Consider the following 11,748-nt stretch of genomic DNA (forward strand, 5'->3'; position numbering starts at 1 on the left):
CATGCAGCTTCAATCCGACAACAAGGCCTACGACGACATCAACGTCACGCCGATGCTCGATCTGGCGTATGTGCTCCTCATCATCTTCATCGTCATGACGACCGCGACGGTACAGGGCATGAAGGTCAACCTGCCGAAGGCATCCGCATCGCCAAGCCTGGCGCAGCAGACCACCAAGGCGATCACCGTCGGCAACGACGGCAAGATCTTCCTCGACACGATCCCGGTGACGATCAGCGAGCTCGAGCAGCGCCTGATCCAGCAGAAGGCACTGACGCCGGAATTTCCCATCGTCCTGCGGGGCGATGCCCAGACGCAATATCAGAACGTCATGGACGTCCTCGATCTGCTTGGGCGTCTGAACATCACCCAGGTCGGCCTTGCGACCAAAGCTCAGGCGAAATGAGTGAGCGGCCGCGATGACACCGACAAATCAGCAGTCGATGGTGGGACGGAGCATGGCGATCCGTTCGAAGGAAGGATGGGCGCCGATGGCCCTAGCTCCGACATCCGAACAAGACGCTACGCGCGGAAGCTTCTCCTTGAGACTTCGCGGATGGCTGCGGCAGCTCGGATCGATCGCGCTCTCTTTGGTCGTGTCGAAGCCCTTTGATGTTGGCCCACGACGTGAGGCCGCGTTGTTGGCCGGACATGGCGAAGCCGCCTGCGCGGCGGCTCGGCCCAACGCCGGCACCGAGACAATCGTGCCGTTCCCCAGCCAGTTTCATGCGCCGTTGGCCGACCTTGCCCGGGACCTCAAGTGTCGCTTCGCCACTCTAGGTCTTTCTGATCCCGCCCCTTTTCTGTTGCGGATCGAGAAAGGGGGGCGTCCGCGGCTCTGGATCGATTCCATGACCTATATCGAGTTCCTCGGAACCGGATATCGGGCTGTCGCGGAAGACGTGTTCGACGTCAGGATCACGATCGAGGCCGGCGACATAGCGTCGATTGCCGGTTTCGTACGTCACTACATTGTCGCGCGCCTTGACGACCTCCATGCAAGGGAAGTCGCATCATGACGGCTCCGATGCGCATATCCAGTCGCGAGGCACAGCCGATCGCAGAAGCGGACGCGCCTTTACCCGCGCCGGTTCAAGAAGAACGCGAGGCCTCACCCGGACGCTTTCTTCGTGAACATGCGACCGCCGCGATTGCCGGTCTTGGAGCTGTCGGCCTTTTGGCCGGCGTCATCTTCTTTCTCGCGTCCGGCGATGATTTGCCTCCGCCAAAGCGCGTGCAGGAATTCACAATCGTCAACGTAACACCGCCGCCGCCACCGCCGCCACCGCCACCTCCACCCGAGCAAGAGGTGCAGCCGGAGCCGGAGATGATCGAACAGACCCCGATCGTCGAGCCTGAAATCAAGGAAGAAGCCAAGGTCGAAGAGCCGAAAGATGCTCCGCCGGAGGAGGCCAGCGATGCGCCGCCTGCGGAAGGGCCGCTCGGACCCGGATCAGACCTCCCAGTTGGTCCAGGGCCTTCTTCCTACGCTCCAGGTCCCGGTGGCGGCGGTGGAGGTGGTGGGGGTAGCCGATGGGGTGCTTACTCCGTGATGGTCACACGGGAGATCGAAGCTGCAATCCGTGCCAATCCAAAGACCAGGAATGCCGTGATGCAGGTTCGCGTCCGGCTCTGGGCCGACGGCACCGGACGCATCACCCGGGTCCAGCTTGTGTCGTCGAGCGGAGACGCCGAAATCGACGCCCTTCTTCGCGGAAGTGCGTTGGCCGGCCTGCAGCTTTCCTCGGCACCGCCTTCCGACATGCCCATGCCGATCGTCACCCGCATCACTGCCCGGCGATCAGGTTGAAAACCGCCATGACCAACAAGTCTGAAAAATCGAACAACGCTGATTGTAACGTGTGAGGCTGGGGACTGATGTCTATCTCTACATTTATCGTGAACGGCTTGCGGACCCCGCTGGCCTCCGTGTCGCTGCTGGCACTCGCCGTCGGCATGCCGATGATCGCCGGACCAGCCTTTGCGCAGGACAGCGAACGCCCGACTGTGTCGAAAAAGAAGCCGGCCACGGCCGGATCGACCGTCGCCCTTGTGAACATTCTCGTCGAGCAGGGCGTCATCACCCAGGAGCAGGGGCAGAACCTGATCAAGCAGGCGGATGACGAAGCCTATGTCGCCCGTCAGGCGGCGCGGGATGCGAATGCGAAAGCGACGGAGGCGGCCGCGACGGCCGCTGCTGCAGCTGCTGCAGCCTCTCCTCCCGGCAGCAAGCGGGTCACCTATGTGCCGGATATCGTCAAGCGCGAGCTGCGGGAAGAGATCCGCCAGGAAGTGATGGCGAAGGCCAAGGACGAGGGTTGGGCATCGCCGGGCAAGTATCCCGAATGGGCCTCGCGTATCCGCATCTACGGCGATATCCGGGGCAGATGGGAAGGGATGTGGTACCCAAGCGGCTACAGCTCCGGCGAAATGATCGACTTCAATGCGATCAATACCGGCAGCCCCTACGATGTTTCGGCCGCCAACCTGAAAGGATATCCGACCTACAATGGCTCGGAGAGCCGCAACCGCTACCGCATGCGGGCCAGGCTGGGTCTGGAAGCTGATCTCGCCGAGGGCTTCATCGGTGGCTTGCGGATCGCGACAGGTTCCGATTCCTCTCCGGTCTCGACGAACCAGACACTTGGCAGGAGTGGGGGCAACTTCTCGAAATATGCGCTCTGGCTCGATCGCGCCTTCATTAAGTTCGAACCGTTCAAGAACCCTCATATCGGACCCAATCCCGATTTCGCCCCGGATTCGGTGTCGCTGACCTTCGGTCGCTTTGACAATCCGTTCTGGTCACCGACCGATCTGGTGTGGGACAGCGATCTCGGGTTCGACGGTCTTGCGATCAACGCCAAGCGCGAAGTGTCGCCCGGTTTCACGCCCTTCTTCGCGGCCGGCGCCATGCCGATCTTCAACACCGATCTCGATTTCTCGACGACGGAGAAGGAAAAGTTCAAGAGCACCGACAAATATCTCTTTGGCGGTCAGATCGGCTTCAACTGGCAGGCGACGCCGCAGGTCGGACTGACCCTGGGTGCGGGTATCTACGACTACACCAATGTGCAGGGAAAAAAGTCCAGTCCATGCGATGTCTCCATTTCGCAGAACTGCGACACCGACAATCTGCGTCCGTCTTTCGCGCAGAAGGGAAACACATACGGGTATTTGCGCGACATTGTTCCGCCGCCCGGCTGGAACGGCTCTGATCCCTATGCCAACCCTCAGTATTTCGGACTTGCGAGCGATTTCAGGCCGGTCGTCATTTCCGGTCGGGTCGACCTCAATCATTTCGATCCGATCCATGTTGCGATCGACGGCGAGTTCGTCTGGAACAGCGCGTTCAACCGCGCCGAAATCGAGCAGAACTACGTCAACAATTACTCCGGTACTCCGGGCAAGTCCGGAAAGTTCGAAGGCGGCAATATCGGTTGGACGACCAAGGTCACCGTCGGGCACCAGAAGCTGGACGAGTACGGCAAATGGAGCGTCAATCTCGGTTACAAGTATCTTGAATCCGACGCCACGCTGGACGCTTTCGCCGACAGCGATTTCGGCCTCGGCGGTACCAACCTGAAAGGCTATTTCCTGGGCGGCTCGCTCGCCTTTTCGGATAGCGTTTCAGGGACCGCGAAATGGATGAGTGCAACCTCGATTGCCGGTGTTCCTTATGCCGTCGACCTGCTTCAGTTCGACGTCAACGCGAAGTTCTGACGATGTCCAGGCTCTTCGCTTCACTTCGAAACAGACTTGCCGCGGCGGGGATCGCGGCAGTCACAGCTGCCGTCGGGTTCTCGATGACGGCGTCCGACGTCGGTGCGCAAGATCAATCGGAAACCGACCGGCTGCGCGAAGCCTTGCGCAGCTCGACCGCCCAGGTCCGTGCGCTGGAAGATCAGCGCACGGCGATACAGGCACAGTTGAGCCAGGTCACAGGCGAACGCGATGGCCTCAAGGAAGAGGTCACCGAGGCCAAGGCTCAGGCCAAGAAGGCTGAAAAGGACTATCGGGTCGCGGTTCGTGAGTTCAACGATCGGCTCGAAGAGCGCAATGAAGCGCTCGGGAAGTGGAAGGATGCGTACGCGGAGGCGGCTGATGTCGCCCGAACCAAAGATGCCGAGCGCGCCAAGTTCGAGGCAGAAGCCGCAGGCTGGAAGGCACGCAACAATGCCTGCGTCGGCAAGAACCAGGAACTGGTGAAGGTCGGGCGTGACCTCCTCGGCCGCTACGAGGACGTTACGCTCGGCGACAAACTTGTGGCCCGCGAACCGCTGATCGGGATCGGACGCGTTCGCGTGCAAAACCTGCTTCAGGACTATGGCGACAAGGTCCTCAACCAGAAGATTGATCAGTGAGGCATTCATGAAGACCGAGGCCGTGACCCGTGGGCCAGTTGCCGACATGCAGAGACAACAAAAGCGGCGCTATCCGTGGCGCCTTGCGACACTTGCCGCAGGAGGTCTCCTGATCGGCTCGGTCGGACTGGCTCTTGCTCAGAACAATGCGACGACCTCGCGCCCGAAGTCCGTGGCACCGGCTGCGGCCAAAGCAGCGTCTGGTGATGACATCGTCGCCCGTGTCGGTGAACGCGACATCACCATCGAAGAGGTCCGCGCCTCTCTCGCCGGGCTGGGGCCGGAACGGCAGGCAGCGCTTACACGCGATCCGGCGGCGCTAAGCCAGACGATACGCCTGTTGCTGGCCAGCCAGCTTGTCCTAAAGGAAGCGAACGACAAGAAGTGGGCCGATCAGCCCGCAGTCGCCGCGCAACTTGCAAGTCTGCGCGATAGCGCGGTCGCTGAAAGCTACCTCCAGGCGGTGTCTGTCCCGCCGGAATCCTATCCCGCCGATGCGGACGTTCAGCAGGCCTATGAGGCCAACAAAACGGCATTCGTCGTGCCTCGCCAGTTTCGCCTGGCGCAGATATTCGTCGCGCTCGAGCCGGATGCCGACAAAGCGAAGACGGATCTGGCGAAGAAGAAGCTCGCAGACGTGCAGTCACGGCTGAAGCCGGCGCAGGCGGATTTCGCGGCGATCGCAAAGGAACTCTCCGACCAGCGCGACACGGCCGAGAGTGGTGGTGAGATCGGTTGGGTCGCGGAAACGCAAGTCCGTCCGGAAATCAAGGATCACGTGATGGGCCTTTCCAAGAACGGCCTGAGCGAGCCGATCAAACTCGACGACGGTTGGCACATCATCAAACTGATGGACACGAAAGCCTCGACGACACGCCTGCTCGACGAGGTAAAGCCACTTCTTGTCCAGCGTCTCCGCGAGCAAAGGCAAGAGGTACTGAAGAGGGAGTATCTGGCACGTCTTCTTGAGCAGAACCCGCCTGCGATCAACGAACTTGCGCTCAGCAAGGTCTTTTCGCCAGCACCGGCGAACTAGCATCATGCGCGACGCACCCAAGCCTGTTTCCATGATTGAAGAGGTCCTCGCGGGCCTGCGTCGCAGTGGCTACGGTGTTCAGCGCATGCCCATCAATTCGCAGCACGGCGTCAGACCCAGCGGATGCAGCTTGGTGTTGCAGTTCGGCGACGAACCCGAAGAGGCGAAAGCGGCCCGTGTCCTGGGATTGACTTGCCAGATCGGCGTTCGCGGCGACATTCCAGGAGAAATCCGCAGCTGGGTGGTTAGCCGAAGACTGCGGCCGCGGTCCGGCGATCTGCGGATCAATCTGGAGATCACCATCATTATGGAAGGCGACATCACCGCCGCCTTCCTGCGTCACGAGGCGCGCGCCAGCCTCCACACACTCCTGATGTTGCTTGCCGATGCCGCGACGACAATATCCGAACTGCGGCCTCCGCCAGCATCCAGCCGGGTGCCAGCCCCTGTCGTCGTCATTCGTCTGGCCGCGGTCGGCGAAGTCGCAGCCGGACGCAGCGGCCTGCTCCGGCGTGAGGATGGCGTCCATCTCGCCACCAAGGAGGCGCGTCATGCACGGCTCGCTGTCTGCGACCGTCTGACTGAGGAAATTCTTCCCGACCTAGCCACTGCCTGTCTGCGTGCATTGGCGCGGTCTCGCGCGTCGAAGAACGAGGGGTACGACATGGTCAAGGCGGTGGAAGCGGGTTCATTGCTTCTTCCCGCCGATGCGTCCGCCAAAGCCAGGCGCAAACTCTTGCGCACCCCCCTATCCACATCAAGCCACAATGATCGAAACACCCGAGGTCGTCATGTCCACTAGTGAAACCACCCATCACGCCGAACCCAAGCTCGCCGCGAGCGAAGACTTGCCCAACCGGGTTCTGTCCGCTGCCACCAAGACCCTATTCGGCGCTGCTTCCGCTTCGCAGGAAGACACCGACCTTGTCACCGGACTGACCCTCGATGCGCTGGGCGATCATCTCCAGGCATGCGGCCTCCGTGTCGAGACCGTGCGTGACGGTGAGGCTCGCTTCCTGCGGTCGGCAACGAACGGACTTACCTTCGACATCCGTCCAGGCAATGCCTTCGCGGCCGCTTCCGATCGATTTGCAGATGTCACCTTCGTAGCGCTGTTTGCGGTAAGCGGCACGCTGCCGCTCGATCTCCTCAATCGTTGGAACCAGTCGCACCGGTTCGGGCGCCTCTTTCTCGACAGCTTCGCGCCAGATCGCAATTACCTGGTTTTCTGCATGGATGTATCGGTGGCCGGCGGGGTGATGTCGAACCATCTCCATCACCAGATCGTGCTGTGGGATGGTCTGATCCAGCAGCTCATCCCCTGGCTTCGTGAGGAGGTCAGCAAGATCGTCCCTACCGTCGATACCGCATCGAACATGGCGGATATCGGCAGGGTCGAGGCGCCTGACACGTCCGAGGTCGTGGTCAACTGATACGGAAACGGTGCGGCCCCGCACGCTTGGGTAGCGCGGATACATTGAGCGCCGACCCTTCGGCGGTGGTGTGAAACGCTGTGCAACAGGAGGGATGACGAAGATGAAAGCCACTGCTGACAACCGGGCAGCGACCAGGCTGTCCCGCATCGGGTGGTGGGGCAGGGCAATTGCCGGCTCCCTGGGCCTCGTCGGCGGGGCAACTGCCGCTGAGGTGCCCGGCACTGGGTCGCCAACATACCGATCATCCGAAGCCGCGCCGATGGAGTGGCGGGTATTTGCCGCGAAGCTCCAGACGCTCCTGCATGACTGCCTCGCGTCCGATGACGAGAAGACGCTGCAGTTCCGGCGTCACCTCGAAGAGAGTGCCAAGGCGGAAGCCCAGCCTAATTTTTTTACGGCCAGGGTCTGGGCTGCGCCGGACGGCGTCATAGAACGCCTCGAACTGGAGGGTGGTGACGAGGCTCTTGCCGCTGAATTGCAGGGGCTTTTTGCCGGTCAGAAGGTTGGTGCATCGGCTCCGGCCGACATGCTCCAGCCGCTTCGCATCAAGTTCTCGCTGGAGCACGCTCGCTGAGGGCGGCGGTTGGAAAATACCGGTGCGGGCAGTCCTCACTGGACAGAATGGCCGTTCGCACCGTCGCCCGAAACAGGGCCGCGTCTTTGGCATCGAATACGGGTTGCATAACAGTCGGATTTCTTTCGTCCATGAAGAAACATGTCATAGACCGTGTTGCCCTCGACCTGGGTCTCGACGAAGCCGGGCTTTCGAAACGCCTTGATCTCTCGGTGAGAGCGCTGCGCGCTTGCAAGCGTCAGGGATGGACGCCACTCTACGTGAAGCTCTCGCTCGCCGCACTTCTTGCCGGCATCGATCCAGACAAGGCTTTGGCTGGTCAATCAAGGTTTGAACCGGCTGGGGAAGAGGGCTGCTGATGCGCAGCTTTCGCAGCATGCAGGGACGCAGGGCGATAGCCGCCGCCCTTATGACGTTGTTGTTTGACAGCACAGCTACCTTGGCTGATCCAGCTGACACCAAGCTCTCCGATCTCCCGAACAGCGATCGCGCGATTGCCGCGCCAGCTACAAGGCGCGCCGAAATCGCCGCGATCATAGATCGGGAAGCCAAGCGGGCCGGAATTCCCGCAGCGATTGCTGAAGCGGTTGTCCATACCGAAAGCGGCTATGTCGAGAGTGTGATCGGGGGAGATGGCGAGATCGGCCTCATGCAGGTTCTGCCGTCGACCGCACGGATGATGGGCTTCTCCGGGTCCCTGACGGAACTCGCGGTTCCCGAGACCAACATCCGCTATGGTGTCTCCTATCTCGCGCAAGCCTGGCGGCTCGCCGGCAGTGACATCTGCACCGCCGTCATGAAATATCGCGCCGGCCACGGAGAAAGCCGCTTCTCGCACTTGTCGGTCGACTATTGCGTGAAAGTTCGCACCAGGTTGAGCGCGCGCGGCTATGCCGTGACAGGCACGGTTCCCGTCGCAACTTTTGGGCGCCTAGCAGGCAAGGGCAAGGGGGGCGGCGGCGGTTGCGGTGGAAAATGTATCGGTGGCACGAGCGGGAGCGCCGATCTGGAAGCCTTCAACAGCAAGATCAACCAGATCATTGTCAAGATCACGGTGAAAGAGATACCGCGGCCGTGAGCGATGCCGGGTTGGGTGAGTTGACGAACGGCGACCCTATCACGCGAGTGAGAGCCATCGGCTCCAGCGTGGCGCCCCCGGTGGACCTCGTGAGGTCGACCGTCAGGTGCTCCAGGCACTTCCTTCATGCTCGCGAGGAGCTGGTCGCAAAAAACGAAACCTGTCATGAAACGATCAAATGCCGGCCCAAAAAATGCGATACGATGTACCTTCGGCAGACTTCCAATGATCGCGAACAACGGCCGACGGGAGATATCATGCGTAGCTTGATGCTTGCTTCCCTCGCGATGATTGTGTCGGTCGCACCGACTCTTGCGGATCCCCAGAACACGGAGCTGCCGCGGATCGTGATCGGTGGCGACGCGCCGGCCGAGACGTCGGTGGACCGATGTGTCGAGGTGGAGATCGGCGGGAACCGCGCCTACAACTGCATCAACGATAAGCTCCGGCGGCAGGTCGATCGTATCAACCCAAGCGCCAATGTGCCGCCCATCGACGCGCGCTCCGCCGACATCAAGGTCGGCGTGGTCAGTATCCCGGGCGTTCAGCAGCAATACGGCAAGAACTTCGGGAACTCCGTCGTTCCCTACAGGCCGCCGCCGCCGGTTTTCACCTCACCATTCGGGGCTCAATGATCCGGGGCATTTTGTAGCCAAGTGGAATCGCCAGGCGCTGCAAAAATGTAGCGAAAATAAAAGCTTAGGGGCGCCGCGTTTCCGTGAAAAACGGAAACACTTTAGCCGGCGCATCCCTGTTACCTGTCTCGCCCCCGAACCGCTTCTGCATATCTGATCGAGCGCCAGGGAGTGCGGATCGTTGGCGTCGCGTGCTGGCAGCTGGAAGCGCGAGCGGCGATCGCTCGCACACCATTGTCACCTGGCCCTGAGCGAAAAGCGCAGGTTGACTGGCTGAAGCATCTCCGGGGGTGGGGCTTCGCCGATGTTGCCGCGCGTCAGAATGGTCTGCAGGTCCCTGGTCGCTCCTTCGTCCTTGAACGCCGTGAATGCCACCCGCTCCACACTGCCGTCCGGATTGATCCAGGCCCGCACCGTCAGCGTGGAAGGCGGTCCGTCCGACATGCCGGCGTGGATCTTGAGATAGGTCCGAAACCGCGCGGCAATGCTGTCATCGCTTGCGACCCATTCCTCGAAACGAAACTTTACCAGCGAAGCGAATTGCATCCAGGAAGGTGGCGCCGCATTCGGCTTGCGGTAGTCGAGCTTCTGCGCCTGAGTGCCTGAAATCCCGATCGCGCCAAGTCCGCATGCAAGGAGGGCCAAGAGCAAGGCAGTGCGGCGAGACAACGTCAAGTGGCGGGATGGCATGTCGGAATGGCTTTCAGTTGGCCAATGGCGATGGACGCTCAGCCTGCAGCACTATCTTTGCAGACAGGTGACACGTGCCGATATCGATGCGGCACGGTGGGCGCGTGAGCCGTTCGCTGCGATCTGTGGTCTGTCATCCTGGCGCACATGCACGCCCTGCCTGGCGAGGAACGATCTGGCCTCCGTCGCACCGACGGCCAGGACCCGGTTGATCATGGTGCGGCGGCTGACCACGCCCTGCACGAGTCCGTTGCGATCGAGCACCGGTGCGCCACTGGCGCCGGACCGGACAGGCGAGTCGAGTACGAGGTGCCCCATTTCGCTGCCGCCGAATGAACTGATCACCCGGGCATTGGCGAGCACGCCGCCGCCTGACAGGAGGCCGGCCAATGCGTCATAGCCGGCCGCGAACATCATGTCGTCGATGTCAGCCGTGCTGGCGCGTGGGAACACAGCCGCCAGCCCCTGTGTCCTGCGGGTCTTGATGAGGGCGATATCGTAGCGGTCGGACACTGCGACCACGCGTGCATCGACCTGCTTACTTTCCTTGGTGATGATCAGACGCGCGCAATTTTCCACTGCGTGGCGTGCCGTCAGCATGTGGCCCGTCTCGTCAACGTAGAAGGCCGTACCGGTCAATTGCCGGTTGATGGCGGGTGCCTGCTCCTGAGGCTTTGACGTCTGCGCCTCGACCGGCCCGATGACGAGCGCAAGAAAAGCGGCGAGCAGGACAGCTTTCAGGCGGTCACTGTGCGATCTCGAAATCATCGAACCAGGAAAATTGGAAGGGGGACTGTTTATTCCGTTCGCTTTATGGCCTCGCCGCCAAATGCGCAAGCACGTCGTCCTTCAGCCTTCAAGGAAATTCAGCCCGACCTGGAAAGTCCGATATTGCGAACGAGAACGCGGCTGTGTGGCCGTCGGCGGCGTGGAGTTTAGCATTCTCTCAAGCGGCTCTCTGTCGTGAAATGGTAATCTTGGGCGGCTAGCCTCTACGACGTTGTCTGTGTCACCGACACGGGATTTTGGTAGGGCGCTCCGGCATCATCGAAGCTAGAACGGCCACCTGAACGGCGCGGGCGGGTGGTGAGATGTGTGCTAGCGGCGAGTTTGCAGTGAGCCGAACTGAAACTGTCGCGATTGGACATCTCTTCGAAGCATGTTCGGCGAGGCCGGCGATCTTGGTGCAAGCGTTGCCGTTCGCCCTCGCAGGCTTTCGCTATGGGAAGCCTTCCGCAAGCCTTCGCCCAGACTGCGTTGGCGAACCATCTGTACCAATGGACCCGATCGATCCTTGCGCCATACGTTCGTGATGGGCTTCGGGTTGACGATGCTGAGTTGCGCGGCACTTGCGCAGACGCAGGCGAGTGTCGATTTCGTGATCGCCGCCCAGCCGCTCGCGACCGCGCTCGATGCCTACAGCGCAACATCGGGCGTTGAGCTTTTCTACGATGGCGAATTGGTCATCGACCGGCGCTCAAAAGCTGTCGAAGGGCTTCTGGCGCCCGATGCGGCGTTGCGTGAACTGCTGGTCGGCAGTGGTCTCGTCGCGCGAGCGACCGGTCCCAACAGCTTTACCATCGCACCTCGGCCCCCGTCGCGGGTGGCAGATTCCGGCCATCAGGCGTACTTCGGCGCGATCCAGGCGCGCGTGGCGCAGGTCCTGTGCGCGCGCCCGCAAACCCGCCCGGGCAAAACCGACTTGCTGCTTCGGTTATGGATCGGGCCCTCCGGACTGGTCCAGCGGGCACAGTTGCTCGACGCTCCCGGCGATCGCCGGCTTGAAAACCTGTTCGCGGCAGCGCTGCGCGGGGTGTCGATTGGCGTTTCGCCGCCAACGGGTTTGCCGCAGCCCATTACAATGGCGATCCTTGCCCGTGCTGACGGTGGGGCGTCGGGATGCGCCGATCCCGCCACGATGGCGGTGCGCTGAGATGT

The 11,748-nt window shown here is 61.6% G+C and carries 15 protein-coding genes; 13 read left to right on the forward strand and 2 right to left on the reverse strand.

The features are described 5' to 3' along the window. The first annotated feature begins 1 nt into the window (after position 1). The 12 genes from C1M53_RS16205 (at position 2) to C1M53_RS32170 (ending at position 9,120) form a co-directional block, all read left to right on the forward strand. Entirely contained in the window at positions 2 to 406 is a 405-nt protein-coding gene (locus C1M53_RS16205) for a biopolymer transporter ExbD (protein ID WP_129413170.1), read from the forward strand. Between the two features lie 52 nt (positions 407 to 458). Further along, positions 459 to 1,019 carry a hypothetical protein gene (locus C1M53_RS16210; protein WP_129413171.1) on the forward strand — a complete coding sequence of 187 codons (561 nt, stop codon included), beginning with the start codon at positions 459 to 461 and terminating at the stop codon, positions 1,017 to 1,019. 308 nt (positions 1,020 to 1,327) lie between these two features. Next, on the forward strand, positions 1,328 to 1,810 hold the full coding sequence (locus C1M53_RS32165) for an energy transducer TonB (RefSeq protein ID WP_245488168.1): 483 nt from the start codon (positions 1,328 to 1,330) through the stop codon (positions 1,808 to 1,810). Between the two features lie 68 nt (positions 1,811 to 1,878). Next, a complete protein-coding gene (locus C1M53_RS16220) occupies positions 1,879 to 3,720 on the forward strand; it encodes a putative porin (RefSeq protein ID WP_129413172.1) in 1,842 nt (613 codons plus the stop codon). 83 nt (positions 3,721 to 3,803) lie between these two features. After that, the gene (locus C1M53_RS16225; protein WP_129413173.1) at positions 3,804 to 4,361 is read left to right on the forward strand and encodes a hypothetical protein; all 558 of its coding nucleotides are present in this window, start codon (positions 3,804 to 3,806) and stop codon (positions 4,359 to 4,361) included. A 7-nt stretch (positions 4,362 to 4,368) separates the two neighbouring features. Further along, entirely contained in the window at positions 4,369 to 5,397 is a 1,029-nt protein-coding gene (locus tag C1M53_RS16230) for a peptidylprolyl isomerase (protein ID WP_245488170.1), read from the forward strand. 4 nt (positions 5,398 to 5,401) lie between these two features. After that, positions 5,402 to 6,199: a hypothetical protein gene (locus C1M53_RS16235; RefSeq protein WP_129413174.1), complete on the forward strand. Its 798-nt coding sequence runs from the start codon at positions 5,402 to 5,404 to the stop codon at positions 6,197 to 6,199. Then, entirely contained in the window at positions 6,189 to 6,830 is a 642-nt protein-coding gene (locus tag C1M53_RS16240) for a YbjN domain-containing protein (protein WP_165358160.1), read from the forward strand. Before C1M53_RS16235 ends, C1M53_RS16240 begins: the two co-directional genes overlap by 11 nt. Positions 6,831 to 6,933: 103 nt before the next feature. Continuing rightward, the gene (locus C1M53_RS16245; RefSeq protein WP_129413176.1) at positions 6,934 to 7,407 is read left to right on the forward strand and encodes a hypothetical protein; all 474 of its coding nucleotides are present in this window, start codon (positions 6,934 to 6,936) and stop codon (positions 7,405 to 7,407) included. A 131-nt stretch (positions 7,408 to 7,538) separates the two neighbouring features. After that, positions 7,539 to 7,766 (forward strand): hypothetical protein, encoded by a 228-nt coding sequence (locus C1M53_RS16250; protein ID WP_129413177.1) that lies wholly within the window; start codon positions 7,539 to 7,541, stop codon positions 7,764 to 7,766. Positions 7,767 to 7,846: 80 nt separating this feature from the next. Beyond that, positions 7,847 to 8,485, forward strand: coding sequence for a transglycosylase SLT domain-containing protein (locus tag C1M53_RS16255; protein WP_348629989.1), 639 nt, complete (start codon positions 7,847 to 7,849; stop codon positions 8,483 to 8,485). 257 nt (positions 8,486 to 8,742) lie between these two features. After that, positions 8,743 to 9,120, forward strand: a complete 378-nt coding sequence (locus C1M53_RS32170) for a hypothetical protein (RefSeq protein WP_245488171.1) — start codon at positions 8,743 to 8,745, stop codon at positions 9,118 to 9,120. 237 nt (positions 9,121 to 9,357) lie between these two features. On the opposite strand, the gene C1M53_RS16265 is transcribed toward C1M53_RS32170, so the two are convergent. Then, a complete protein-coding gene (locus tag C1M53_RS16265; protein ID WP_245488172.1) occupies positions 9,358 to 9,765 on the reverse strand; it encodes a hypothetical protein in 408 nt (135 codons plus the stop codon). 96 nt (positions 9,766 to 9,861) lie between these two features. Continuing rightward, positions 9,862 to 10,578: a serine protease gene (locus C1M53_RS16270; RefSeq protein WP_129413179.1), complete on the reverse strand. Its 717-nt coding sequence runs from the start codon at positions 10,576 to 10,578 to the stop codon at positions 9,862 to 9,864. A gap of 526 nt (positions 10,579 to 11,104) precedes the next feature. Here C1M53_RS16270 and C1M53_RS16275 point away from each other — a divergent pair. Further along, positions 11,105 to 11,743, forward strand: a complete 639-nt coding sequence (locus tag C1M53_RS16275) for an STN domain-containing protein (protein ID WP_129413180.1) — start codon at positions 11,105 to 11,107, stop codon at positions 11,741 to 11,743. Positions 11,744 to 11,748 lie beyond the last annotated feature (5 nt).

The organism is Mesorhizobium sp. Pch-S (assembly GCF_004136315.1).
In the GTDB taxonomy this organism is placed as follows: Bacteria; Pseudomonadota; Alphaproteobacteria; order Rhizobiales; family Rhizobiaceae; genus Mesorhizobium.